Below are 24,317 nucleotides of genomic sequence, written 5' to 3'. Positions count from 1 at the left end.
CCGAGGAGTGACGGCCCTTCGTGCGTCTGGATCGCGGGCGATCAGAGGATGCGCACGGCGCCCGACGGCGTGTCCCAGTCCAGGGAGCGCTCGACGACACCGGTGGAGGGGTTCTGCGCGCCGACGTACTTGCCGCCGCCGACGTAGACGGCGACGTGGTACGAGCCGCTGCGGCTGCCCCAGTAGAGGATGTCGCCCGGCTGCAGGTTGCTCAGGGAGACGGAGGTGCCCATGGAGGACTGCGAGCCGGAGACGCGGGGCAGGTCGATGCCGGCGGCGGCGTAGGCGGCCTGGACGAGGCCGGAGCAGTCCCACGAGTTGGGGCCGGTGCCGCCCATGACGTACGCGTCGCCGATCTGGGCGCGCGCGAACGCGACGATGGCGGCGGCGGTGCCGGAGGGGGCCTGGACCGAGTCGGAGGAGGACGAGCCGCTGTCGCTCGACGAGTCCGAGGAGGACGACGACGAGGACGACGACGACGAGTCGGACGCCGAGGTGGAGGTCAGCTGGGTGCGGGCGCTGTCGCGGGAGGCGCGGGCCTGGGCCTCGGCACGGGCCTCGGCCTCGGCGCGCTCGCGCTCGGCCTTCGCCTCGGCCTCCTGGCGGGCCTTCTCGGCGCGCTCGGCCTCGGCCTTGCGGTCGGCCTCGGCCTTGGCCTTCTTGGCCTCCTTGGCGGCCTTCTCCAGGGCGGCGGCCTCCTGGGCCTCCAGGCTCTGGCCGAGGGCCTCCTGCTGGGACGCCTCGGCGGAGGCGGCCACGGCGCTGGAGAGGTCAGTGCCGAGCGATCCCAGCGTGGGCATCTCGATGGTCTCGGTCACCGGCTCGGCATTCGCCGGTCCGGCAGCACCGGCCACCGCGATGGTGCTGAGGACGCCACCGGCAACTCCGGCGCGGAGCGCGAGCTTCGAGGCGCTGCGGCGGGGCTTCCGGTGGCTGGGTATGTGAGCGGTGTGGGACATGGGTACAACCGCTATCAGGGCTTCACGGTTCCCTTCAAGAAACGTGGGTTGCGCCACAGTTACGACCGGAACCACGTAATCCGCTTCCTTGGCGCCCTTATTGACGCCGTAACGGGCAAAACGGGCACGGCTCATTGCGCCCTTGATCACGGGTTTTCAATGAGATGCCCGAATTGCCCTTCGCTTACCACCTCTTGAAGCCGATGGCCAAGCCCCGTTCTTTCCGGGCTCCGGTGACGTGACGCAGGTCACACTTCCGTCTCGTGAATGCGCGCACACGGAGTCGAGACGTCCACTTCCGTCCCGCCGGCCCCCCGGACGGGCGACGCCGATGCCTATATCACCCGGATGCGTCCACTGCCAATTTGCTTGCACGGTCCATCTCTTGATAGAGCGCCACCCGCTCCGACCAGCGTTTTCCGGTCCGAATGTCACACCTGGTGATCACCTGGGCGCTTCACGCGACAAGATCACCGCTCATCCGGCTTCATGATCCTTCGTCAGGTGGTGGAGATCACAAATCCGTTGGTGACCCCCGTGTCGCAGATCACAGAGGGGCGGGCTTAAGATACGCGGACGTCGGGCTTGTGAACTGCCTCACATGTCGGCGATCTTCCTGGAGGTCGCCGCGGGGCTCCGCGAGCCGACAGTGCGGTCCAACGGTCAAGGACGACTGGAAGGAGCGAGGAGCGTGAATGCGTACGCGCCCATCCTCGTGCTCGGTGCCCTGGGTGCGGGGTTTGCGATCTTCTCCGTGGTCATGGCCACGCTAATCGGGCCAAAGCGGTACAACAGGGCAAAACTTGAGGCGTACGAGTGCGGCATCGAACCGACGCCCACTCCCGCCGGGGGAGGCCGCTTCCCCATCAAGTACTACCTGACGGCGATGCTCTTCATCGTCTTCGACATCGAGATCGTCTTCCTCTACCCCTGGGCGGTCACCTTCGACGCCCTGGGGCTTTTCGGGCTCGTGGAGATGCTGCTCTTCGTGCTCACCGTCTTCGTCGCCTACGCCTATGTGTGGCGGCGCGGCGGCCTGGAATGGGACTGAGGGGCTGAGGAGCACCCATGGGACTCGAAGAGAAGCTGCCCAGCGGTTTCCTGCTGACCACTGTCGAGCAGGCCGCGGGCTGGGTCCGGAAGGCATCCGTCTTCCCCGCGACCTTCGGCCTCGCCTGCTGCGCCATCGAGATGATGACGACCGGCGCCGGCCGCTACGACCTCGCCCGCTTCGGCATGGAGGTCTTCCGCGGCTCCCCGCGCCAGGCCGACCTGATGATCGTCGCCGGCCGGGTCAGCCAGAAGATGGCGCCCGTCCTGCGGCAGGTCTACGACCAGATGCCCAACCCCAAGTGGGTGATCTCCATGGGCGTCTGCGCCTCCTCCGGCGGCATGTTCAACAACTACGCCATCGTGCAGGGCGTCGACCACATCGTGCCGGTCGACATCTACCTGCCCGGCTGCCCGCCGCGCCCCGAGATGCTGGTGGACGCGATCCTCAAGCTCCACCAGAAGATCCAGACCTCCAAGCTCGGCGTGAACGCCGAGGAGGCGGCCCGCGAGGCGGAGGAGGCGGCGCTCAAGGCGCTGCCGACCATCGAGATGAAGGGTCTGCTCCGTTGAGCGACGAAACCCCGAACCCCGAGAAGGAGCTGTCCGAGCAGAACCTGCCCGGGCAGCGCGGAGACCACGGGGAGGAGGTACGGCTCCAGCGCGGCATGTTCGGCGCGAACAACGGCGGCGACACCTCCGGCTACGGCGGCCTCGTCCGCTCCATCCGTCTCCCCGGCGCGGCCGCCCGCCCCTACGGCGGCTGGTTCGACGAGGTCGCGGACGAACTGGAGGGCGCCCTGGAGGAGCAGGGGCTCGTCCCCGAGAACGCCATCGAGAAGACGGTCGTCGACCGGGGCGAGCTCACCTTCCACATCGAGCGCGAGCACCTCGTCCGCGTCGCCCGCACCCTGCGCGACGACCCGGCGCTCCGGTTCGAGCTCTGTACCGGCGTCTCCGGCGTCCACTACCCGGGCGACAAGGGCCGCGAGCTGCACGCCGTCTACCACCTGCGCTCGCTCACCCACGGACGGCTGGTCCGGCTGGAGGTCTCGGCCCCCGACCACGACCCGAGGATCCCCTCGCTCACCGCCGTCTACCCGACGAACGACTGGCACGAGCGCGAGACCTACGACTTCTTCGGAATCGTCTTCGAAGGCCACCCGGCCCTCACCCGGATCATGATGCCGGACGACTGGCAGGGCCACCCGCAGCGCAAGGACTATCCGCTCGGCGGCATCGCCGTCGAGTACAAGGGCGCCCAGATCCCGGCTCCGGACCAGCGGAGGTCGTACTCGTGAACACCGCATCAAGCCCCCGCGAAACGACCGAGGGCACCGTCTACACGGTCACCGGCGGCGACTGGGACGAGGTCGTCCGGTCCGCGGCCAAGGCCGACGACGAGCGGATCGTCGTCAACATGGGCCCCCAGCACCCGTCCACCCACGGCGTGCTCCGGCTCATCCTGGAGATCGACGGCGAGACCGTCACCGAGGCCCGCTGCGGCATCGGCTACCTCCACACCGGCATCGAGAAGAACCTCGAATACCGGACCTGGACGCAGGGCACCACCTTCGTCACGCGGATGGACTACCTGACTTCGTTCTACAACGAGACGGCGTACTGCCTCGGCGTGGAGAAGCTGCTCGGCATCACCGACCAGATCCCCGACCGGGCGAGCGTCATCCGGGTCCTCCTCATGGAGCTCAACCGGCTCTCCTCGCACCTGGTCTGCATCGCCACCGGCGGCATGGAGCTCGGCGCCACCACGATCATGATCTACGGCTTTCGGGACCGCGAGATGATCCTGGACCTGTACGAGCTGATCACCGGCCTGCGCATGAACCACGCCTACATCCGGCCCGGCGGCCTCGCCCAGGACCTCCCGCCCGGCGGCGTCGACGCCGTGCGCGAGTTCGTGAAGACCATGAAGAAGAACCTGCCGGAGTACGACAAGCTCGCCACCGGCAACCCCATCTTCAAGGCCCGCATGCAGGGCGTAGGCCACCTCGACCTCACCGGCTGCATGGCCCTCGGCGCCACCGGACCGATCCTCCGGTCGGCGGGCCTCCCGCACGACCTGCGGAAGACCGACCCGTACTGCGGCTACGAGGACTACGACTTCGAGGTCCCCACCGCCGACACCTGCGACTCCTACGGGCGCTTCCTCGTCCGCCTGGAGGAGATGCGCCAGTCGCTCCGGATCGTCGAGCAGTGCCTCGACCGCCTGGAGCCCGGCCCGGTCATGGTCGGCGACAAGAAGATCGCCTGGCCCGCCCAGCTCGCCCTCGGCCCCGACGGCCTCGGCAACTCCCTCGACCACATCAAGAAGATCATGGGCACCTCCATGGAGGCCCTGATCCACCACTTCAAGCTGGTCACCGAGGGCTTCCGGGTCCCGGCCGGCCAGGCGTACGCGGCGGTCGAGTCCCCCAAGGGCGAACTCGGCGTGCACGTCGTCTCCGACGGCGGCACCCGCCCCTTCCGGGTCCACTTCCGCGACCCGTCCTTCACCAACCTCCAGGCCATGGCCGCGATGTGCGAGGGCGGCCAGGTCGCCGACGTCATCGTCGCCGTCGCCTCCATCGACCCCGTGATGGGAGGCGTCGACCGATGACGGAGAACGTCAGCCTCGGGATGCCCCAGCTTCCCGCCCCCGCCTACCCGGACGACGTCCGGGCCCGGCTGGAGGAGGACGCCAGGGCGATCATCGACCGCTACCCCGGCTCCCGCTCCGCCCTCCTGCCGATGCTGCACCTCGTGCAGGCGGAGGAGGGCCACGTGACCCGTACCGGCATGGCCTTCTGCGCCGACATGCTCGGCCTGACCACCGCCGAGGTCACCGCGGTCGCCACCTTCTACACGATGTACCGCCGCAAGCCGTCCGGCGACTACCAGGTCGGCGTCTGCACCAACACGCTCTGCGCGGTCATGGGCGGCGACGCCATCTTCGAGGAGCTCAAGGAGCACCTCGGCGTCGGCAACAACGGCACCACCGACGACGGCAAGATCACGCTCGAACACATCGAGTGCAACGCGGCCTGCGACTTCGCCCCCGTCGTGATGGTCAACTGGGAGTTCTTCGACAACCAGACCCCCGAGTCGGCCAGGAAGATGGTCGACGACCTCCGCGAGGGCCGCACCGTCGAACCCACCCGCGGCGCCCCCCTCTGCACCTTCAAGGAGACCGCCCGGATCCTCGCCGGCTTCCCCGACGAGCGCCCCGGCGCCGTCGAGGCCACCGGCGGCGCCGGCCCCGCCTCCCTCGTCGGCCTCCGCCTGGCCAAGGGCGAGACCCCGCACACCCGAATCGTCCACCCGCGCGGCGAGGCAGCCGGTCAGGAGGGAGCGTGATGACGTTGGCGGCCGAGATCAACAGCAGCAGCCCCGAGAAGCTGCTCTCCCCGGTGCTCTCCGCCTTCTGGGACCAGCCGGACTCCTGGACCCTGGAGACGTACGAGCGCCACGACGGCTACCAGGGCCTGCGGCGCGCGCTCGCCATGAGCCCCGACGACCTCATCGCCTACGTGAAGGAATCCGGGCTCCGCGGACGCGGCGGCGCCGGCTTCCCCACCGGCATGAAGTGGCAGTTCATCCCGCAGGGCGACGGCAAGCCGCACTACCTCGTCGTCAACGCCGACGAGTCCGAGCCCGGCACCTGCAAGGACATCCCCCTCCTCTTCGCCAACCCGCACTCCCTCATCGAGGGCATCGTGATCGCCTGCTACGCGATCCGCTCCAGTCACGCCTTCATCTACCTGCGCGGCGAGGTCGTCCCCGTCCTGCGCCGCCTCCACGAGGCGGTCCGGGAGGCGTACCGGGCCGGCTACCTCGGCAAGGACGTCCTCGGCAGCGGGCTCGACGTCGAGCTCACCGTGCACGCCGGCGCCGGCGCGTACATCTGCGGCGAGGAGACCGCCCTCCTCGACTCGCTCGAAGGCCGCCGGGGCCAGCCCCGGCTGCGGCCCCCCTTCCCCGCGGTCGCCGGCCTCTACGCCTGCCCCACCGTGGTGAACAACGTCGAGTCCATCGCCTCCGTTCCCGCGATCCTCCACCGCGGCAAGGAATGGTTCACCTCGATGGGCAGCGAGAAGTCCCCCGGCTTCACGCTCTACTCGCTCAGCGGGCACGTCGCCTCGCCCGGCCAGTACGAGGCCCCCCTCGGCATCACCCTGCGCCAGCTCCTCGACATGAGCGGCGGGATGCGCCCCGGGCACCGGCTCAAGTTCTGGACCCCCGGCGGCTCCTCCACCCCCATGTTCACCGACGAGCACCTCGACGTGCCGCTCGACTACGAGGGCGTCGGCGCCGCCGGCTCCATGCTCGGCACCAAGGCCCTCCAGTGCTTCGACGAGACCACCTGCGTCGTCCGGGCCGTCACCCGCTGGACCGAGTTCTACGCCCACGAGTCCTGCGGCAAGTGCACCCCCTGCCGCGAGGGCACCTACTGGCTCGTCCAGCTCCTCCGCGACATCGAGGCCGGCGAAGGGGAGATGGCCGACCTCGACAAGCTCAACGACATCGCCGACAACATCAACGGCAAGTCGTTCTGCGCCCTCGGCGACGGCGCCGCCTCGCCGATCTTCTCCTCGCTGAAGTACTTCCGCGAGGAGTACGAGCAGCACATCACCGGCCGGGGCTGCCCCTTCGACCCGGCCAAGTCGACCGCCTGGGCGGACAATCACAAGGAGGTGACCGCATGACCGTCACCGCGTCCACCCCCGCGGGCGGCGGAAGCCCGGCCGTACCGCCGGAGGACCTCGTCACGCTGACGATCGACGGCGCCGAGATCTCCGTCCCCAAGGGGACCCTGGTCATCCGCGCCGCCGAACAGCTCGGCATCGAGATCCCCCGCTTCTGCGACCACCCCCTCCTCGACCCCGCCGGCGCCTGCCGCCAGTGCATCGTCGAGGTCGAGGGCCAGCGCAAGCCGATGGCCTCCTGCACCATCACCTGCACCGACGGCATGGTCGTCAGGTCGCAGCTGACGTCGCCGGTCGCCGAGAAGGCCCAGCACGGCGTGATGGAGCTGCTGCTCATCAACCACCCGCTGGACTGCCCGGTCTGCGACAAGGGCGGCGAGTGCCCCCTGCAGAACCAGGCCATGTCCCACGGACAGGCCGAGTCCCGCTTCGAAGGCGTCAAGCGCACCTACGAGAAGCCGGTCCCGATCTCCACCCAGGTGCTGCTCGACCGCGAACGCTGCGTGCTCTGCGCCCGCTGCACCCGCTTCTCGAACCAGATCGCCGGCGACCCGATGATCGAGCTCGTCGAGCGCGGCGCCCTCCAGCAGGTCGGCACCGGCGAGGGCGACCCCTTCGAGTCGTACTTCTCCGGCAACACCATCCAGATCTGCCCGGTCGGCGCCCTCACCTCCGCCGCCTACCGCTTCCGCTCCCGCCCCTTCGACCTCGTGTCGTCGCCGTCGGTGTGCGAGCACTGCGCCGGCGGCTGCGCCACCCGCACCGACCACCGGCGCGGCAAGGTCATGCGCCGCCTCGCGCAGAACGACCCCGAGGTCAACGAGGAGTGGATCTGCGACAAGGGCCGGTTCGCCTTCCGGTACGCGCAGCAGCGCGACCGGCTGACGACCCCCCTCGTGCGGAACGAGGACGGCGTCCTCGAACCGGCCTCCTGGCCCGAGGCCCTGGAGGCGGCCGCCCGCGGCCTCGTCCGCGGCCGCACCGGCGTCCTCGCCGGCGGCCGGCTGACCGTCGAGGACGCCTACGCCTACGCCAAGTTCGCCCGCGTCGCCCTCGACACCAACGACGTCGACTTCCGGGCCCGGGTCCACTCCGGCGAGGAGGCCGACTTCCTCGCCTCGTACGTCGCGGGCCGCGGACGCGACCTGGACGGGTCGGGGGTCACCTACACGACCCTCGAAGCCGCGCCGATGGTGCTGCTCGCCGGCCTGGAGTCCGAGGAGGAGGCTCCCGGCGTCTTCCTGCGGCTCCGCAAGGCATGGCGCAAGCACGGGCAGAAGACGTACGCGGTCGCCACCCACGCCACCCGCGGCCTGGAGAAGGCCGGCGGCACCCTGCTGCCCGCCGCCCCCGGAACCGAGACCGAGTGGCTCGACGCCCTCACCTCCCGGGTCGGCCTCGACTCCACCGGCTGGGCGGCCTCCGAGGCCCTCCGCCAGGAGGGCGCCGTCATCGCCGTCGGCGAGCGGCTCGCCGCGGTGCCCGGCGCGCTGACCGCCGCCCTCCGCGCCTCCGCCGCCACCGGCGCGAAGCTCGTGTGGATCCCGCGGCGCGCCGGCGAGCGCGGCGCGGTCGAGGCCGGCGCGCTGCCGAGCCTGCTGCCCGGCGGCCGGCCCGCGACCGACCCCCGCGCGCGGGAGGAGGTCGCCGCCGCCTGGGGCGTCCGCGAACTCCCGCACGGCTACGGCCGCGACACCGGCCAGATGATCGAGGCGGCCGCCTCCGGCGAACTCGCCGGACTCCTCGTCGGCGGCGTCGGCGTCGACGACCTGCCCGACCCGGCGCGCGCGCGGGAGGCCCTCGACGCGGCCTTCGTCGTCTCCCTCGAACTGCGCCCCGGCGCCGTCACCGAGCACGCCGACGTCGTCCTGCCGGTCGCCGCGGTCGCCGAGAAGGCCGGCACCTTCCTCAACTGGGAGGGCCGGGTCCGGATGTTCGAGGCCGCGCTCAAGCCCGAGCAGATGACCCGCCCGCTCGCCCCGGCCGACGCGCGCGTGCTCCACATGCTCGCCGACGCCATGGACGCCCACCTGGCCCTGCCCGACCTGAAGGCGGCCCGGCGCGAGCTGGACCGGCTCGGCCGCTGGACCGAGGAGCGGGCCTCCGAGCCCACCGCGCACGCCGTCCCGGCGCCCCGGCCCGGCGACGACGAGGCCGTCCTCGCCGGCCACCGGCTCCTGCTCGACCTGGGCCGCCTCCAGGAGGGCGACACGGCCCTGGCCGGCACCCGCCACGCGGCGGTCGCCCGGCTCTCCGCCGCCACCGCCGCCGACACCGGCGTCAAGGACGGCGACCTCCTTGAGGTGACCGGCCCCGCCGGCGCGGTCGCCTTCCCGCTCCAGGTCACCGAGATGCCCGACCGGGTCGTCTGGCTGCCGCTCAACTCGGCCGGCCACGGCGTCCTCGCCGACACCGGCGCCCGCCCCGGCGACCTGGTCCGCATCGGCCCGGCGACCCCGAAGGAGGCGCAGGCGTGAACACGCTCCTCGCAGCCGAAGACCTCTCCATGTTCGGGACGGACCCCTGGTGGCTCGTCCTGATCAAGGCCGTCTTCTGCTTCGCGTTCCTGATGGTGACCGTGCTCTTCTCCATCGTGTGGGAGCGCAAGGTCGTCGCCTGGATGCAGCTGCGCATCGGCCCCAACCGGCACGGCCCCTGGGGCCTCCTCCAGTCCCTCGCGGACGGCATCAAGCTGATGCTGAAGGAGGACGTGATCGTCAAGCGGGCCGACAAGGTCGTCTACGTCCTGGCCCCGATCGTCGCCGCCATCCCCGCCTTCATGGCCATCGCCGTGATCCCCTTCGGGCCGGCCGGCAACGAGGTGTCGATCTTCGGCCAGCGCACCACGATGCAGCTCACCGACCTTCCGATCGCGATGCTCTACATCCTCGCGGTCGCCTCCGTCGGCATCTACGGCATCGTGCTTGCCGGCTGGTCGTCCGGCTCCACGTACCCGCTCCTCGGCGGCCTCCGCTCCTGCGCGCAGATGATCTCGTACGAGATCGCCATGGGCGCCGCCTTCGCCTCCGTCTTCCTCTACTCGGGGTCGATGTCGACGTCGGCGATCGTCGAGGCCCAGCAGGACCGCTGGTTCGTGATCCTGCTGCCGGTGTCGTTCCTCATCTACATCGTGACGATGGTCGGCGAGACCAACCGCGCGCCCTTCGACATGCCGGAGTCCGAGGGCGACCTCGTCGGCGGCTTCAACACCGAGTACTCGTCCATCAAGTTCGCGATGTTCATGCTCGCCGAGTACGTGAACATGGTGACGGTCTCCGCGGTGTCGGTGACCCTCTTCCTGGGCGGCTGGCGGGCCCCGTACCCGGTCTCCACCTTCTGGGAGGGCGCCAACCACGGCTGGTGGCCGATGCTGTGGTTCGTCCTCAAGGTGCAGCTGCTGCTCTTCTTCTTCATCTGGCTCCGCGGCACCCTGCCCCGCGTCCGCTACGACCAGCTGATGAAGCTCGGCTGGAAGGTGCTCATCCCGGTCTCCGTGGTCTGGCTGATGCTGGTCGCCACCGTCCGGGCGCTGCGCAACGAGAACATCGCCTTCACCAACATCGTGCTCTACGTGGCCGGTGCCGTCCTGGTGGTGCTGCTGCTCTCCTTCCTCGCCGACTTCTACCGCGACCGGAAGAAGGAGGACCCGGCCGCCGGGACCGCCGGCCGGCCGTCCTTCGACCCGATGGCCGGCGGCTTCCCCGTACCGCCCAAGCCCGGACAGACCCTGCCGCCCGTGCCCCGGCGCAGGCCCCGACACCAGCGGGACCTCGTTGTCAGTGGTGGCCCCGATACCGCTACCGAGAGTGACGAAAGGGGGACGGATCGTGTCTGACTTCCAGAATCCGGTGGCCGGCTTCGGCGTGACCTTCAAGGCCATGTTCAAGAAGCGGCTGACCGAGCAGTACCCGGAGCAGCCGAAGACGACGGCACCCCGCTTCCACGGCCGGCACCAGCTCAACCGCCACCCGGACGGCCTGGAGAAGTGCGTCGGCTGCGAGCTGTGCGCCTGGGCCTGCCCCGCCGACGCCATCTACGTGGAGGGCGCGGACAACACCGACGAGGAGCGCTACTCGCCCGGCGAGCGGTACGGCCGCGTCTACCAGATCAACTACGCGCGCTGCATCCTGTGCGGCCTGTGCATCGAGGCGTGCCCCACCCGCGCGCTGACGATGACCAACGAGTTCGAGCTGGCCGACTCCTCCCGCGAGAACCTGATCTACACCAAGGAGCAGCTGCTCGCGGGCCTCGACGACCGCATGGTCGACACCCCGCACGCGATCTTCCCCGGCATGACCGAGCAGGACTACTACCGGGGCCTCGTCGTCGAGGCCGCTCCCGGGACGGTCCCGCAGGTCGCCGTGTCCAAGGGGGAGAAGCCGGAGCCGGAAGGGGCGGACGCATGACCCTCGCGGCCTACGCGACCTCCACCGGCGAGGCGTTCCAGTTCTGGGTGCTCGGCACCGTCGCCGTCATCGGCGCGCTCTGCACCATCCTCATGAAGAAGGCCGTGCACTCGGCCCTCTGCCTGGCCGGCACGATGATCGTCCTCGCGGTCTTCTACCTGGCCAACGGCGCGTACTTCCTCGGCATCGTGCAGATCGTCGTCTACACCGGCGCGATCATGATGCTCTTCCTCTTCGTCGTCATGCTGGTCGGTGTCACGGCCGCGGACTCGCTGAAGGAGACCATCAAGGGCCAGCGCTGGTGGGCCGCCGCCTGCGGCCTCGGCTTCGGCGTCCTGCTCTTCGCCGGGATCGGGAACGCGGCGCTGACCGAGTTCGCCGGCCTCGGCGCGGCGAACGCGGCCCACGGGGGGAACGTGGAGGGCCTGGCGGCCCTCATCTTCACCAAGTACGTCTTCGCCTTCGAGATCACCGGCGCCCTGCTGATCACCGCGTCCGTCGGCGCGATGCTCCTCACCCACCGGGAGCGCACCGAGCGGGCCCGGACCCAGCGCGAGCTGGCCGAGCAGCGCGTCCGCGAGGGCAAGCACCTGCCGCCGCTGCCCGCCCCCGGCGTCTACGCCCGGCACAACGCGGTGGACGTCCCGGGTCTGCTGCCCGACGGCACGCCGTCCGAGCTCACCGTCATCTCGACCCTGCGCAAGCGGGGCCAGGTGCGGGACGTGTCGTCGGAGGCGCTCGCCGATCTCAAGGCCCTGGAGCAGCGCTCCTCGGAGCGGCTCGGCCGCGACCGGGACGAGGCCCGTGACGGAGAGGAGGCCGCGCGGTGAACCCCGTCAACTACCTGTATCTCGCCGCCCTGTTGTTCACCATCGGTGCGGTCGGCGTGCTCATCCGGCGGAACGCGATCGTGGTCTTCATGTGCGTGGAGCTGATGCTCAACGCCTGCAACCTCGCGTTCGTCACCTTCTCCCGGATGCACGGCAATCTCGACGGCCAGATCGTCGCCTTCTTCACGATGGTCGTGGCCGCCGCGGAGGTCGTCGTCGGGCTCGCGATCATCGTGTCCGTCTTCCGATCCCGCCACTCGGCCTCGGTCGACGACGCCAGCCTGATGAAGCTGTGAGGGGCTGAACCGTGGACAACCTGATTGCGCTGCTCATCGCGGCGCCCCTGCTCGGAGCGGCCGTCCTGCTGTGCGGCGGCCGCCGGCTCGACAAGGCCGGGCACTGGCTCGGCACGCTCCTCGCGGCCTCGTCCTTCGTCATCGGCCTGGTGCTCTTCGCCGACATGCTCGGCCGGAGCGCCGACAACCGGGCGATGTACCAGCACCTCTTCTCCTGGATCCCCGTCGGGGGCTTCCAGGCGGACATCGCCTTCCAGCTGGACCAGCTGTCGATGACCTTCGTGCTGCTGATCACCGGCGTGGGCACGCTCATCCACGTCTACTCGATCGGGTACATGGAGCACGACGAGCGGCGCCGCCGCTTCTTCGGCTACCTGAACCTGTTCGTCGCGGCGATGCTGCTGCTGGTCCTCGCGGACAACTACCTGCTGCTGTACTTCGGCTGGGAGGGCGTCGGCCTCGCCTCGTACCTCCTCATCGGCTTCTGGCAGCACAAGCCCAGCGCGGCCACCGCCGCGAAGAAGGCGTTCCTGGTCAACCGGGTCGGCGACATCGGCCTGTCGATCGCGATCATGCTGATGTTCACCACCTTCGGCACCTTCGCCTTCGGGCCGGTGCTGGAGTCGGCGGGGGAGACCTCCGAGGGCAAGCTGACGGCGATCGGCCTGATGCTGCTCCTGGCGGCCTGCGGCAAGTCGGCCCAGGTGCCGCTGCAGTCCTGGCTCGGGGACGCGATGGAGGGCCCGACCCCGGTCTCGGCCCTCATCCACGCGGCCACCATGGTCACCGCCGGCGTCTACCTGATCGTCCGCTCCGCCGACATCTTCAACGCGGCGCCGGACGCGCAGCTCGTCGTCACCATCGTCGGCGCGGTCACGCTGCTCTTCGGTGCGATCGTCGGTTGCGCGAAGGACGACATCAAGAAGGCGCTCGCCGGCTCGACGATGTCGCAGATCGGCTACATGATCCTTGCGGCGGGCCTCGGCCCCATCGGCTACGCCTTCGCGATCATGCACCTGGTGACGCACGGCTTCTTCAAGGCCGGGCTCTTCCTCGGCGCCGGTTCGGTCATGCACGGCATGAACGACGAGGTCGACATGAGGAAGTACGGCGGCCTGCGGACGTACATGCCGGTCACCTTCGTCACCTTCGGCCTCGGCTACCTCGCCATCATCGGCTTCCCCGGCCTGTCCGGCTTCTTCTCCAAGGACAAGATCATCGAGGCGGCCTTCGCCAAGGGCGGCACCGAGGGCTGGATCCTCGGCGCGGTCACCCTGCTGGGCGCCGCCATCACCGCGTACTACATGACCCGCGTGATGCTGATGACCTTCTTCGGCGAGAAGCGCTGGCAGCCGGACGCCGAGGGCCACGAGCCGCACCCGCACGAGTCCCCGAAGTCCATGACGATCCCGATGGTCCTGCTGGCCTTCGGCTCGGTCTTCGCGGGCGGCGTCTTCGGCATCGGCGACCGGTTCGTGAACTGGCTGAAGCCCGTCACCGAGTTCGAGCACGGCCACCCGCCGATCAGCGCCGGGGCCATCACCTCGGCCACCGTCGCCGTCATGGTGATCGGCGTCGGCATCGCCTACCTCCAGTACGGGCGCCGGCCCGTGCCGGTGGTCGCCCCGCGCGGCTCGCTCCTCACCCGGGCGGCCCGCCGCGACCTGCTCCAGGACGACTTCAACCACGCCGTCTTCGTCACCGGCGGCACCCACCTGACCCGCTCGCTGGTCTACGTCGACCACACCCTCGTGGACGGCGTGGTCAACGGCACGGCGGCGGGCGTCGGCGGGCTCTCCGGCCGGCTGCGCAAGCTCCAGAACGGCTACGTCCGCTCGTACGCGGTCTCCATGTTCGGCGGTACGGCGGTCCTCATCGCCGCGACCCTGCTGATGAGGGCGGTGTAACTGTCATGTCCTTCCCGCTCCTGACGGCGACGGCAGCGGTCCCGGCGGTCGGTGCGATCCTCACCGCCGCCGTGCCCGCGGGCCGCCGCACCGCGGCCAAGTGGCTGGCGCTGGCCGTCTCCCTGGCCACGCTGGTGCTCGCCGGGATCGTCTTCGCCCGCTTCGAGCCGGGCGGCGACCGCTACCAGCTGGTCGAGTCCCACTCCTGGATCCGGGACTTCGGCGTCCGCTACGAGCTGGGCGTCGACGGCATCGGGGTGGCGCTGATCGCGCTGACCGCGCTGCTGATCCCCTTCATCGTGCTGGCCGGCTGGCACGACGCCGACCCGCTGGAGACCTCCTCGAAGAGGTGGCGGCCGACGCAGGGCTTCTTCGCCCTGATCCTCATGGTCGAGGCGATGGTGATCCTCTCCTTCGAGGCCACCGACGTCTTCCTCTTCTACATCCTCTTCGAAGCCATGCTCATCCCGATGTACTTCCTCATCGGCGGCTTCGGCGACCGCGCGCACAGCGGCTCCGACGAGAACGCGGCGGCGCAGCGCTCCTACGCGGCGGTCAAGTTCCTGCTCTACAACCTGGTCGGCGGCCTCATCATGCTGGCCGCCGTCATCGGCCTCTACACGGTCGCGGGGAACTTCTCGCTCACCGAGATCGCCGCGGCGCGGGCCGACGGCTCGCTGGAGATGGCGACCAGCACCGAGCGGTGGCTCTTCCTCGGCTTCTTCTTCGCCTTCGCGGTGAAGGCGCCGCTGTGGCCGCTGCACACCTGGCTGCCGAACGCGATGGGGGAGGCGACCGCCCCGGTCGCCGTCCTCATCACCGCGGTGGTCGACAAGGTCGGCACCTTCGCGATGCTCCGCTTCTGCCTCGGCCTCTTCCCCGAGGCGAGCACATGGGCCACCCCCGCGATCATCGTCCTCGCGCTCATCAGCATCGTGTACGGGGCGCTGGTCGCGGTCGGCCAGCGGGACATCAAGCGCCTGGTCGCCTACGCGTCGATCTCCCACTTCGGCTTCATCATCATGGGCATCTTCGCGATGACCACCCAGGGCCAGTCGGGCGCCACGCTCTACATGGTCAACCACGGCATCTCCACCGCCGCCCTGATGCTGGTCGCCGGCTTCCTCATCTCCCGGCGCGGCTCGCGGCTCATCGCCGACTACGGCGGTGTGCAGAAGGTCGCCCCGGTCCTCGCCGGCACCTTCCTCATCGGCGGTCTGGCGACGCTGTCGCTGCCCGGACTGGCGCCGTTCGTCAGTGAGTTCCTGGTCCTGGTGGGCACCTTCGCCCGCTACCCGGTGGCCGGGATCGTCGCCACCACCGGCATCGTCCTCGCCGCGCTCTACGTCCTCGTCCTCTACCAGCGGACGATGACCGGGCCGGTGAAGGAGGAGGTGCGGTCGATGCCGGACCTGCGGCCGCGCGAGCTGGCGGTGGTCGCCCCGCTCATCGCCGTCCTGCTCTTCCTCGGCGTCTTCCCGAAGCCGCTGACCGACGTGGTCGACCCGGCCGTCCGGCACACGATGTCGGACGTGCAGCGGACGGACCCCCAGCCCGAAGTTCCCGTCCAGAACGTGGAGGCGGCCAAGTGAACGCCCTCGCTGTCCACAGCCTGTGGACGACGGCCGCCGAGCCACTGAACAAGATCCCGGCGCCGAAGATCGAGTACACCCAGCTCGCCCCGGTGCTGATCGTGGTCGGCGCCGCGGTCGTCAGCGTCCTCGTCGAGGCATTCGTGCCCCGCAAGGGCCGCTACTTCAGCCAGCTCTTCCTCTCCGTCGCCGCCCTCGCGGCCTCGTTCGCCGCCGTCGTCGGCCTCGCGGCCGGCGGCTACGGCACCACCAAGGCCCGCATCGCGGCCATGGGCGCCATCGCCGTCGACGGCCCCGCCCTGTTCCTCCAGGGCACGATCCTGCTCGCCTCGATCGTCGCCGTCCTCACCTTCGCCGAGCGCCGGCTCGACCCGGCCGACCACGGCCACAAGGTCGACTCCTTCGCCGCCGAGGCCGCCGCCGTCCCGGGCGGCGACCACGAGAAGGCCGCGGTCAAGGCCGGGTTCACCACCACCGAGGTCTTCCCGCTCGCGCTCTTCGCGATCGCCGGCATGCTGGTCTTCCCGGCCGCCAACGACCTCCTGACCCTCTTCATCGCGCTGGAGGTCTTCTCCCTCCCGCTGTACCTGCTCTGCGCCCTCGCCCGCCGCAAGCGGCTGATGTCGCAGGAGGCGGCCGTCAAGTACTTCCTGCTCGGCGCCTTCTCCTCGGCCTTCCTGCTCTTCGGGATCGCCCTGCTCTACGGCTACGCGGGCTCCGTCTCGTACGCCGCCATCGCCGACGTCGTCGACGGCGCCGTCGCCTCCGTGAACCCGGCGCTCGCCGGCACCATGGGGAACGACGTGCTGCTGCTCATCGGCTTCGCGCTGGTCCTCATGGGCCTGCTCTTCAAGGTCGGCGCCGTCCCGTTCCACATGTGGACGCCGGACGTCTACCAGGGCGCCCCGACCCCGGTGACCGGCTTCATGGCCGCCGCCACCAAGGTCGCCGCCTTCGGCGCGCTGCTCCGCCTGCTGTACGTGGTGCTGCCCGGGCTCACCTGGGACTGGCGTCCGGTCATGTGGGGCGTCGCGATCGTCACGATGCTGGGCGGCGCGGTCGTCGCCATCACCCAGACCGACATCAAGCGCCTCCTGGCCTACTCGTCGATCGCGCACGCGGGCTTCCTGCTCGCGGGCGTCATCGCGGCCACGCCGAGCGGCATCTCGTCGGTCCTCTTCTACCTGGGCGCCTACTCCTTCGTGACGATCGGCGCGTTCGCCGTCGTCACGCTGGTGCGGGACGCGGGCGGCGAGGCCACCCACCTCTCCAAGTGGGCGGGTCTGGGCCGCCGTTCGCCGCTGGTCGCGGCGGTCTTCGCGGTCTTCCTGCTCGCCTTCGCCGGCATCCCGCTGACCTCCGGCTTCTCCGGCAAGTTCGCGGTCTTCAAGGCGGCGGCGGAGGGCGGCGCGGGCGTGCTCGTGGTGGTCGGCGTCATCGCCTCGGCGGTGGCGGCGTTCTTCTACATCCGGGTGATCGTGCTGATGTTCTTCAGCGAGCCGAAGGCGGACGGCCCCACGGTCGCCGTGCCCTCGGCCCTGACGACCCTCGCCATCACCGCGGGCGTGGTCGTCACGCTGGTGCTCGGCCTCGCGCCGCAGTACTTCCTGGACCTGGCGAGCCAGGCGAGCGTGTTCGTCCGCTGATCCACCGCGGAGAAGGGCCCGGCTCGGGGGCGAGCCGGGCCCTTGCGCGTGGAAGGGGGCCGGCGGGACGCCGTTCCGGTACGCGCGGCCGGTCGGCGGTCCGGACCCCGCGGCGGGGCGCGGGGAAGCCGTCCGCGGCCCTGACAGCGGACGGTTCCCGTGGGATCGTGGACGGGCCTAATGGTCTGTACCTGTGGGGGAGGGGATTCCGTGCGCGGGACGACGGTCTTACCCGGGGGGCCCTGTGCCGCGGCCCGGGACGGGGAGCCGCCGGTGCACCGGCTGGAGCTGCGGCTGCCCGAGCAGGTGCCCTTCGCCGCCGGGGGGTTCGACGCCATGGGGCCGATGTCCCGGGCCGACTATCCGCACCGGCACACCTTCTACGAGATCGTGCACGTCGTGGAGGGCAGCGGGGTGCACGTCCTCGACACCGAGCGCTATCCCCTGCGGCCGCCGCAGCTCGGGGTGATCCTCCCCGGGCAGGTGCACCGGTGGGAGGGGGTGCGGGGGCTCGAAGGGTCGCTCGTGCTCTTCACGCCCGAGTTCCTCGTCGACGGGCCCGACGACCCGCGGCTGCTGCGACGGCTCGGCGAGCGTCCCTGGGTGGACCTCGACGCCGCCGCGCACGAGCGGACCTCGCGGCTGATGGAGGAGCTCGCCGAGGAGTACCGGAGCGGGGACGACGGCTTCGCCGGGGTTCTGCGGTCGCTGCTGCACGTGCTGCTCGTGCGGGCCGCGCGGGTGCCGGGCGGACGGCCCGCGGCGCCGGCCCCGCGCGGGCTCGCCGAGGACTTCCTCGGGCTCACGGGGCGGGCCGCCGAGGGGCTCTCCGTACGGGAGTGCGCCGGGCGCCTCGGGGTGTCGCCCGGCCATCTGAACGAGGCCGTGCGGGCCGCCACCGGGCGGACGCCCGCCGCCCTCCTGCGGGAGGCCCGGGTGCGGGAGGCGCAGCGGCTGCTGGTGGCCACCTCGCTGTCGGTGCGGCAGGTGGCCGCGCGGGTGGGGTTCGAGGATCCCGCCTACTTCTGCCGGTTCTTCCGGCGGGAGGTCGGACGCAGCCCGGGGGACTTCCGAAAACACCACGACCGCCCTGTTCCGTCCATCGAAGCGGACTCCCCGCCCGCCTAGGTTCGTGCCGATCCCAGACCCCACCTGAGGAGCCAGGCACATGGACAGCGAGAGCAACACCAGTACCGGGCACGTCACCCGCAAGACGGTGCTGCGGGCCGCGCTCGCGGCCGGCATGGCCGCGCCCGCCGTGCTCATGGGCGTCCCCGCGCTCGCGCGGACCCTGACCGGCGACGAGACCGCCGCGCTCACGCCCACCTGCGACGACGGCGACGACCCCACCCCGCCGCAGATGGAGGGCCCCTACTTCAAGCCCAACTCGCCGCTGCGCAGCAGCCTTCCGGACGGTCCGGGGACGCGGCTGACGGTCAGCGGGTACGTGTTCGGGCGGGCCTGCCGGCCGATATCGGGGGTCCTGCTGGACTTCTGGCAGGCCGACAACAACGGTGCCTACGACAACACCGGCTTCAAGTTCCGCGGCCACCAGTTCACCGGCGCGGACGGCTCGTTCAAACTCACCGCGATCGTCCCCGGGCTCTACCCGGGCCGCACCCGCCACATCCACGTCAAGGTGCAGGCGCCCGGCCGTCCGGTGCTCACCACGCAGCTGTACTTCCCGAACGAGCCCCGGAACAACACCGACTCGCTCTTCGACCCGCGGCTGCTGATGAACGTCCGGGACGCGGGCGGCGGCCGCGAGGCCGCCTTCGACTTCGTCCTCGACGTGAAGCAGGACCCGGGGCCGACGCCGACCTCCACGCCGACGACCGCCCCGCCCGGCGGCACCTGGGCCGCCGGACGGACGTACACGGCGGGGGACCGGGTCACCTACGGCGGTGTGGGCTACGTGTGTCTCCAGGCCCACACCGCCATCGCCGGCTGGGAGCCGCCGAACGTCCCCGCGCTCTGGCGGGTCGGCTAGCTACGCGGCCGAGGGGGCGATCCGGCCCCGGACCTCGCCCAGGCCCACCCGGGTGCCGTCCGGGCCGGGCGCCCACGCGGTGAGGACGACCTCGTCGCCGTCCTCCAGGAACGTCCGCTTGCCACCGGCGAGTTCGATGGTGTCCCGGCCGTTCCAGGTCAGCTCCAGGAGCGAGCCGCGCTGGTCCACCTCGGGGCCGGAGACCGTGCCGGAGCCGTAGAGGTCGCCGGTGCGCAGGGAGGCGCCGTTCACCGTCATGTGGGCGAGCTGCTGCGCGGCCGTCCAGTACATGGTGGAGAACGGCGGCTCCGCCACCACCTCCCCGTTGATCTCCACGGAGATCCGCACGTCGAAGCCGCCCGGCTCCTCCTCCGCCGCGTCGTCCAGGTACGGCAGGAGGGGGAAGTCCCGGGCCGGCGGCGCGGTCCGGGCCGCGTCCAATGCCTCCAGGGGCGTCACCCACGCCGACACCGAGGTCTGGAAGGACTTGCCGAGGAACGGGCCCAGCGGCACGTACTCCCACGCCTGCACGTCCCGCGCCGACCAGTCGTTCAGCAGCGTCAGGCCGAAGACGTGGTCCCGGAAGGAGGCGAGCGGCACCGGGCGGCCCAGCTCCGACGGGGTGCCGACGAGGAAGCCGACCTCCGCCTCGATGTCCAGCTTCACCGACGGGCCGAAGACCGGCGCCGCGTCGGCGGGCGTCTTCCGCTGGCCCGAGGGGCGCACGACGTCGGTGCCGGAGACCACGACCGTCCCCGCCCGCCCGTGGTAACCGATCGGCAGGTGCTTCCAGTTGGGCGTCAGCGGCTCGCCGTCCGGGCGGAACATGCGGCCCACATTGGTGGCGTGGTGCTCGCTCGCGTAGAAGTCCACGTAGTCCGCGACCGTGTACGGCAGGTGCAGCGTCACGGCGTCCAGCGGGTGGAGCAGCGGCTCGATCTCGGCGCGGTGCGCCGGGACCGTCACCCAGGCGGTCAGCGCGCGGCGGACGTCCCGCCAGGCGGTCCGCCCGGCGGCGAGCAGCGGGTCGAGGCTCGGCTGCGCCAGGAGGGAGGCGTACGGGGAGCCGAGCGCGTGGGCCGCGGCACCCGCGTCCAGCACGTACCCGCCGATCCGGACGCCGAGCCGGCGGCGGCCCGGCTCGTCGGCGGTGGTGAAGACGCCGTACGGGAGGTTGTGCGGGCCGAAGGGGTCGCCCTCGGCCAGGTCGAGCGGGCTGTGCTCGGACATCGGTGCGTGCCTCGCTTTCGATGATGGGTGAGGGACACGTTACGGGTCGGGCCGCCGGGCGAGGATGACATGGATCACAGAGAAACCGGGGGCTCCGTGGGCAACTGTGACGGTTGGCTCGATATGTCCGTCCGGTGTCGCAGACTGTCCGCCCGAGCTGGGGAAACGCCTCTGCCGAGGGGCGTGTTCGGGCCATACGATCATGTCGGTGTCGCCCCCGCGTGAGGAGTCCGCGGGCGCGCACCGCTCTCTACTTCTTCCCTGACCAGGAAAAGGTCCCCACGTGAAGATCCGCCGTATCCTCGCGACCGCCGTGGCGGCCGCCGTCACGACGCCGGTCGTGTTCCTCTCCGCCGGCCAGGCCGTCGCGGACACCCCGAAGCCGCCGCAGAAGCAGACGGCGGGCGCCGCGGGCCACGAGGACGACGACGCCCCGACCATCGAGGAGCTGGAGGCGGCCGTCGAGGCCGCCCAGGCCAAGGTCGACGACCTGGAGGAGCGGCGCGCGAAGCTGCTCAAGCAGATCGACGAGAACGAGGTCGACGAGGCGCTGACCCTCGAACTGGCGGCCGCCACCGAGGCCGTCGAGACCGCGAAGACCGCGGTGAAGGACGCCGAGGCGAAGCTGACCGCGGCCCGGAAGGCCGTGGAGGAGCTGACCGACGAGGCCACCCCGGAGGAGCGGCAGGAGGCCGAGGAGGCCGTCACCGCCGCCGAGGAGGCCCTCACCGGCGCCCAGGCGGGTCTGAAGGCCGCCGAGACCCGGCAGAAGAACGCCCGGAAGGCGATCGCCGACGTGAGCGTGGAGCTCACCGAGGAGTACGACCGCCTCGGCGAGGAGCTCGAGACCGCCGAGGACGAGCTCGCCACGGCCGAGGACGACCTGGAGTTCTGGAAGACCGTCCAGGAGGGGTGCAAGGAGGACGCCTCGCTCTCCTTCTCCCTGACCGGTCCCGAGAAGATCGAGGCGGGCGGCAGCGGGATCTTCACGCTGTCCCTCTCCAACGTCTCGGACCGCGACCTGGACGAGGTCCAGGCGTTCCCGGGCGCCGCGCTCTTCGACGGCCTGGACGAGGACGGGAAGCCGCTGGACCGGGAGGACCTGGACGAGCCGCTCGACCACCCGCTGATCGAGTGGTCCTCCAAGGACGTCCTGGAGTGGACTCCGCTCACCGACGAGTTCGACGCCGCCGAGTTCGGCGGGATCGACAAGGGCCACACCTCCCAGGTCAAGCTGCGGATCACCGTGGACGGCGACACCCGGGCGAACCTGGGCACGCTGAACTCCGGGGCGATGTACTGGAACGAGGACGGTTCCTGCGGCATCAGCGACGAGGTCGCCGGCGCCTGGTTCGACGTCACCGGCGGCGAGAAGGCCGAGCCGACGCCGACGGAGAAGCCGACCGCAACGGCCACCCCGGAGCCGTCCCCGTCGACGGCCACGCCCGCCCCGGCGGCCACGTCGGACCACACCACCCAGCAGGGCGGCTCCTCGAACACCGCGGTCTCCGGCACCCTCGCCGAGACCGGCGCGGGCGACGCGATGCCGCGGCTCGCGGCCGCGGCCGGCGCGGCCGTCGCGCTCGGCGCGGGCGCGCTGTTCCTCGCCCGCCGCCGCAGGGCGAACGCCTAGTCACTCCCGGCACCACCGCGATCCCCCGTACGGCCCCGGGCTCAGCCCGCCGTGCGGGGGATCCGCTTCTCCCAGGTGCGGTGGAAGACGACCTCGCCGCCCTCCTTGCACACCACCTCGTCGGAGGTGTGGAAGGTGCCGGCGTCGCAGGTGATCTCCGAGCGGGTGTCGATCGTGACGTCCCAGGCGAGTTCCGGGCGGTGCAGCCGGACGTGCCACTCCGAGCGGGTGCGGGCGGACAGCGGGTCGTCCTCGGCGATCGTGTACGTCTCCACGGCGTCCTCGGTGAACTCCAGGCCGTCCGGGTACACGCGCGTGCCGCCGTACTTCGGGTCCACCTGGAGCGTCCACTCGCCCTTGGCGACGTCCCGGAGCACCAGCCGTTCGGGGCGGGTCTCCTCCAGCGTCTCCGGGGACGACACGCCGAGCGGCGCGGACTGCTCGGGTTCCTCGAAGGAGACCGTGTCGTCCGTACGGGCGCGGACCGGAAGGGTGAGGGAGGAGCCGGCCGGGTCGAGGGTGAAGCCGGCGGCGTCGGGCTGCGGCCAGATCCACGGCCAGTACGCGGACGAGATCGCGAGCCGGACGCGGTGGCCGGGCGGGAAGGTGTGCCCGATGCCGTTCAGCTCGAAGCGGTACGTCTCCCACTCGCCGGGCTGCGCGTCGACGGCCCGGTCGCGGCCGTAGCGGGCGGAGACGTTGAGCGCGCCGCGGGTGACCAGGGTGGAGGAGCCGTCGGGGGCGATGTCGCAGAGCCGGGCGACGATCTGCCCGGTGGGCGCCGGGGTCATCAGGTGCAGGGCGACGGACGGGCGGCCGAGGATCTCGATCGGGGCGCCTCCCTCGGACCCGGCGGGCACCGGGAAGTCGAAGCAGGCCGAGTGGGCGTCCTCGTCGCGCTGGTCGGGCGGCAGGTCGGCGTCGTTGCCGAAGGGGAAGAAGCGGCCCGCGTCGATGCCGGTCTGCTGCGGCGAGTCGACGACGACGTGCTCGCCCCGGAAGGCGTACGTCACCGGGGTGACGTGCGGTGAGGGCCAGGACGGGTCGGCGACCCAGCGGCCCGGCAGCTCCTCGTAGACGGTGGCCGGCGGGTGCGATCCGCTGATCCAGGAGCGCAGCAGCGGCTCGGCCATCACGTCGTTCCCCGTGCCCTTGAGGTGGTGGTCCCACCAGCGGAGGGTCTCCTGGAGGAAGCCGATGGCGGGGCCGGGCGGGAGGCCGCGGTCGGGGTACTGGTGGGACCAGGGGCCGATGATGCCGCGGACCCGGTCCTGGGGGAGGTGTTCGACCAGGCGGAGGACGGTGTCGCGGTACGGGTCGTGCCAGCCGCCGACGGCGAGGACGGCGGCCTTGACCGCGGGGTAGTCCTCGCAGACGCTGCCGTGCTTCCAGTAGTCGTCCCGGGTCTGGTGGGAGAGCCAGGTGTGGACGAAGGGCTCCACGGCCTCCAGGCGGCGCAGCCACAGTTCCCGCCACTCCTCGCCCGCGTACCGCGGGTCGGGCGGGCGGCAGACGAAGGCGAGCATGGTGGCGGCCCAGGCGTGCATGTCGACGCCGAGGACGGAGCCGCCCATGTAGTGGACGTCGTTGTCGTAGCGGTCGTCGGTGGAGCAGACGGTGACGACCGCCTTGAGCGGTTCGGGGGCGAGGGCGGCGATCTGGAGGCTGTTGAAGCCGCCCCAGGAGATGCCGAACATGCCGACCTTGCCGGTGCACCAGGGCTGCTCGGCGAGCCAGTTCACGACGGCGACGCCGTCGGCGAGCTCGGTGGCGTCGTACTCGTCGCCGGGCAGGCCCTCGCTGTTGCCGTGGCCGCGGACGTCGACCCGTACGGAGGCGTAGCCGTGGCCCGCGTACCAGGGGTGGCGCTGCCAGTCGCGGGGCGCGGTCCAGTCGGTGAGCCGGTAGGGGAGGTACTCCAGGAGGGCGGGGACGGGTTCGTCGGTGAGCGGCCGCCATACGCGCGCGTACAGCCGGGTGCCGTCCGGCATCGGGATGCGGACGTCCTCGTGGCGGGTCTCGTACGGGAAATCGGTGCGAATGCGCATGTCAGGACCTCGGTGACCTGGGTGACC

The 24,317-nt window shown here is 71.1% G+C and carries 20 protein-coding genes; 17 read left to right on the top strand and 3 right to left on the bottom strand.

The features are described 5' to 3' along the window. Nucleotides 1–41 precede the first annotated feature (41 nt). Nucleotides 42–959 (bottom strand): C40 family peptidase, encoded by a 918-nt coding sequence (locus ACFVU3_RS24805; protein ID WP_390069385.1) that lies wholly within the window; start codon nt 957–959, stop codon nt 42–44. A 691-nt stretch (nt 960–1,650) separates the two neighbouring features. Here ACFVU3_RS24805 and ACFVU3_RS24800 point away from each other — a divergent pair. The 16 genes from ACFVU3_RS24800 to ACFVU3_RS24725 all read left to right on the top strand — a co-directional run bounded on the left by ACFVU3_RS24800 (nt 1,651) and on the right by ACFVU3_RS24725 (nt 19,379). After that, nucleotides 1,651–2,010, top strand: a complete 360-nt coding sequence (locus tag ACFVU3_RS24800; protein ID WP_030494815.1) for an NADH-quinone oxidoreductase subunit A — start codon at nt 1,651–1,653, stop codon at nt 2,008–2,010. A gap of 17 nt (nt 2,011–2,027) precedes the next feature. After that, entirely contained in the window at nt 2,028–2,582 is a 555-nt protein-coding gene (locus ACFVU3_RS24795) for an NADH-quinone oxidoreductase subunit B family protein (protein ID WP_043227783.1), read from the top strand. Continuing rightward, nucleotides 2,579–3,310 carry an NADH-quinone oxidoreductase subunit C gene (locus ACFVU3_RS24790; protein WP_390069383.1) on the top strand — a complete coding sequence of 244 codons (732 nt, stop codon included), beginning with the start codon at nt 2,579–2,581 and terminating at the stop codon, nt 3,308–3,310. The genes ACFVU3_RS24795 and ACFVU3_RS24790 overlap by 4 nt, the downstream gene beginning before the upstream one ends. Continuing rightward, nucleotides 3,307–4,626: an NADH-quinone oxidoreductase subunit D gene (locus ACFVU3_RS24785; RefSeq protein ID WP_390069381.1), complete on the top strand. Its 1,320-nt coding sequence runs from the start codon at nt 3,307–3,309 to the stop codon at nt 4,624–4,626. The genes ACFVU3_RS24790 and ACFVU3_RS24785 overlap by 4 nt, the downstream gene beginning before the upstream one ends. Continuing rightward, a complete protein-coding gene (gene nuoE, locus ACFVU3_RS24780; protein ID WP_390069379.1) occupies nt 4,623–5,363 on the top strand; it encodes an NADH-quinone oxidoreductase subunit NuoE in 741 nt (246 codons plus the stop codon). Before ACFVU3_RS24785 ends, nuoE begins: the two co-directional genes overlap by 4 nt. After that, complete coding sequence (gene nuoF, locus ACFVU3_RS24775) at nt 5,363–6,712, top strand: NADH-quinone oxidoreductase subunit NuoF (RefSeq protein WP_390069524.1); 1,350 nt, start codon at nt 5,363–5,365, stop codon at nt 6,710–6,712. Before nuoE ends, nuoF begins: the two co-directional genes overlap by 1 nt. Further along, the gene (locus ACFVU3_RS24770; protein WP_390069377.1) at nt 6,709–9,189 is read left to right on the top strand and encodes an NADH-quinone oxidoreductase subunit G; all 2,481 of its coding nucleotides are present in this window, start codon (nt 6,709–6,711) and stop codon (nt 9,187–9,189) included. Before nuoF ends, ACFVU3_RS24770 begins: the two co-directional genes overlap by 4 nt. A 29-nt stretch (nt 9,190–9,218) precedes the next feature. Beyond that, nucleotides 9,219–10,547, top strand: coding sequence for an NADH-quinone oxidoreductase subunit NuoH (nuoH, locus tag ACFVU3_RS24765; RefSeq protein WP_390069523.1), 1,329 nt, complete (start codon nt 9,219–9,221; stop codon nt 10,545–10,547). Then, nucleotides 10,540–11,118, top strand: a complete 579-nt coding sequence (gene nuoI / locus ACFVU3_RS24760) for an NADH-quinone oxidoreductase subunit NuoI (RefSeq protein WP_390069375.1) — start codon at nt 10,540–10,542, stop codon at nt 11,116–11,118. The genes nuoH and nuoI overlap by 8 nt, the downstream gene beginning before the upstream one ends. Continuing rightward, the gene (locus ACFVU3_RS24755) at nt 11,115–11,948 is read left to right on the top strand and encodes an NADH-quinone oxidoreductase subunit J (protein WP_390069374.1); all 834 of its coding nucleotides are present in this window, start codon (nt 11,115–11,117) and stop codon (nt 11,946–11,948) included. Before nuoI ends, ACFVU3_RS24755 begins: the two co-directional genes overlap by 4 nt. Next, entirely contained in the window at nt 11,945–12,244 is a 300-nt protein-coding gene (gene nuoK / locus ACFVU3_RS24750; protein WP_390069372.1) for an NADH-quinone oxidoreductase subunit NuoK, read from the top strand. Before ACFVU3_RS24755 ends, nuoK begins: the two co-directional genes overlap by 4 nt. An 11-nt stretch (nt 12,245–12,255) precedes the next feature. After that, a complete protein-coding gene (gene nuoL, locus ACFVU3_RS24745; RefSeq protein ID WP_390069370.1) occupies nt 12,256–14,151 on the top strand; it encodes an NADH-quinone oxidoreductase subunit L in 1,896 nt (631 codons plus the stop codon). Between the two features lie 5 nt (nt 14,152–14,156). Next, entirely contained in the window at nt 14,157–15,743 is a 1,587-nt protein-coding gene (locus ACFVU3_RS24740; protein WP_390069368.1) for an NADH-quinone oxidoreductase subunit M, read from the top strand. Continuing rightward, entirely contained in the window at nt 15,740–17,389 is a 1,650-nt protein-coding gene (nuoN, locus tag ACFVU3_RS24735; RefSeq protein ID WP_390069366.1) for an NADH-quinone oxidoreductase subunit NuoN, read from the top strand. Before ACFVU3_RS24740 ends, nuoN begins: the two co-directional genes overlap by 4 nt. A 210-nt stretch (nt 17,390–17,599) precedes the next feature. Further along, nucleotides 17,600–18,517 carry a helix-turn-helix domain-containing protein gene (locus tag ACFVU3_RS24730; protein WP_390069364.1) on the top strand — a complete coding sequence of 306 codons (918 nt, stop codon included), beginning with the start codon at nt 17,600–17,602 and terminating at the stop codon, nt 18,515–18,517. 40 nt (nt 18,518–18,557) lie between these two features. Further along, entirely contained in the window at nt 18,558–19,379 is an 822-nt protein-coding gene (locus ACFVU3_RS24725) for a carbohydrate-binding protein (RefSeq protein WP_390069362.1), read from the top strand. Here the strand turns inward: ACFVU3_RS24725 and fahA are convergent, their stop codons facing one another. Beyond that, entirely contained in the window at nt 19,380–20,609 is a 1,230-nt protein-coding gene (fahA, locus tag ACFVU3_RS24720; protein ID WP_390069360.1) for a fumarylacetoacetase, read from the bottom strand. A gap of 283 nt (nt 20,610–20,892) precedes the next feature. Between fahA and ACFVU3_RS24715 the strand changes: the two genes are divergently transcribed. Beyond that, complete coding sequence (locus ACFVU3_RS24715; protein ID WP_390069359.1) at nt 20,893–22,242, top strand: hypothetical protein; 1,350 nt, start codon at nt 20,893–20,895, stop codon at nt 22,240–22,242. A gap of 41 nt (nt 22,243–22,283) precedes the next feature. Here the strand turns inward: ACFVU3_RS24715 and ACFVU3_RS24710 are convergent, their stop codons facing one another. Then, entirely contained in the window at nt 22,284–24,290 is a 2,007-nt protein-coding gene (locus ACFVU3_RS24710; RefSeq protein WP_390069357.1) for a CocE/NonD family hydrolase, read from the bottom strand. Between the last annotated feature and the right edge of the window lie 27 nt (nt 24,291–24,317).

This window comes from Streptomyces sp. NPDC058052 (assembly GCF_042885515.1).
In the GTDB taxonomy this organism is placed as follows: Bacteria; Actinomycetota; Actinomycetes; order Streptomycetales; family Streptomycetaceae; genus Streptomyces.
This window is presented reverse-complemented; position numbering and strand designations above follow the sequence as displayed.

Bases quoted from the DNA above. Each gene is read 5' to 3' on its own strand.
- ACFVU3_RS24740 (WP_390069368.1), top strand. From the start codon at position 14,157: ATGTCCTTCCCGCTCCTGACGGCGACGGCAGCGGTCCCGGCGGTCGGT.
- ACFVU3_RS24795 (WP_043227783.1), top strand. From the start codon at position 2,028: ATGGGACTCGAAGAGAAGCTGCCCAGCGGTTTCCTGCTGACCACTGTC.
- fahA (WP_390069360.1), bottom strand. From the start codon at position 20,609: ATGTCCGAGCACAGCCCGCTCGACCTGGCCGAGGGCGACCCCTTCGGC.
- ACFVU3_RS24805 (WP_390069385.1), bottom strand. From the start codon at position 959: ATGTCCCACACCGCTCACATACCCAGCCACCGGAAGCCCCGCCGCAGC.
- ACFVU3_RS24725 (WP_390069362.1), top strand. From the start codon at position 18,558: ATGGACAGCGAGAGCAACACCAGTACCGGGCACGTCACCCGCAAGACG.
- ACFVU3_RS24710 (WP_390069357.1), bottom strand. From the start codon at position 24,290: ATGCGCATTCGCACCGATTTCCCGTACGAGACCCGCCACGAGGACGTC.
- nuoH (WP_390069523.1), top strand. From the start codon at position 9,219: ATGTTCGGGACGGACCCCTGGTGGCTCGTCCTGATCAAGGCCGTCTTC.
- ACFVU3_RS24770 (WP_390069377.1), top strand. From the start codon at position 6,709: ATGACCGTCACCGCGTCCACCCCCGCGGGCGGCGGAAGCCCGGCCGTA.
- nuoE (WP_390069379.1), top strand. From the start codon at position 4,623: ATGACGGAGAACGTCAGCCTCGGGATGCCCCAGCTTCCCGCCCCCGCC.
- nuoF (WP_390069524.1), top strand. From the start codon at position 5,363: ATGACGTTGGCGGCCGAGATCAACAGCAGCAGCCCCGAGAAGCTGCTC.
- ACFVU3_RS24755 (WP_390069374.1), top strand. From the start codon at position 11,115: ATGACCCTCGCGGCCTACGCGACCTCCACCGGCGAGGCGTTCCAGTTC.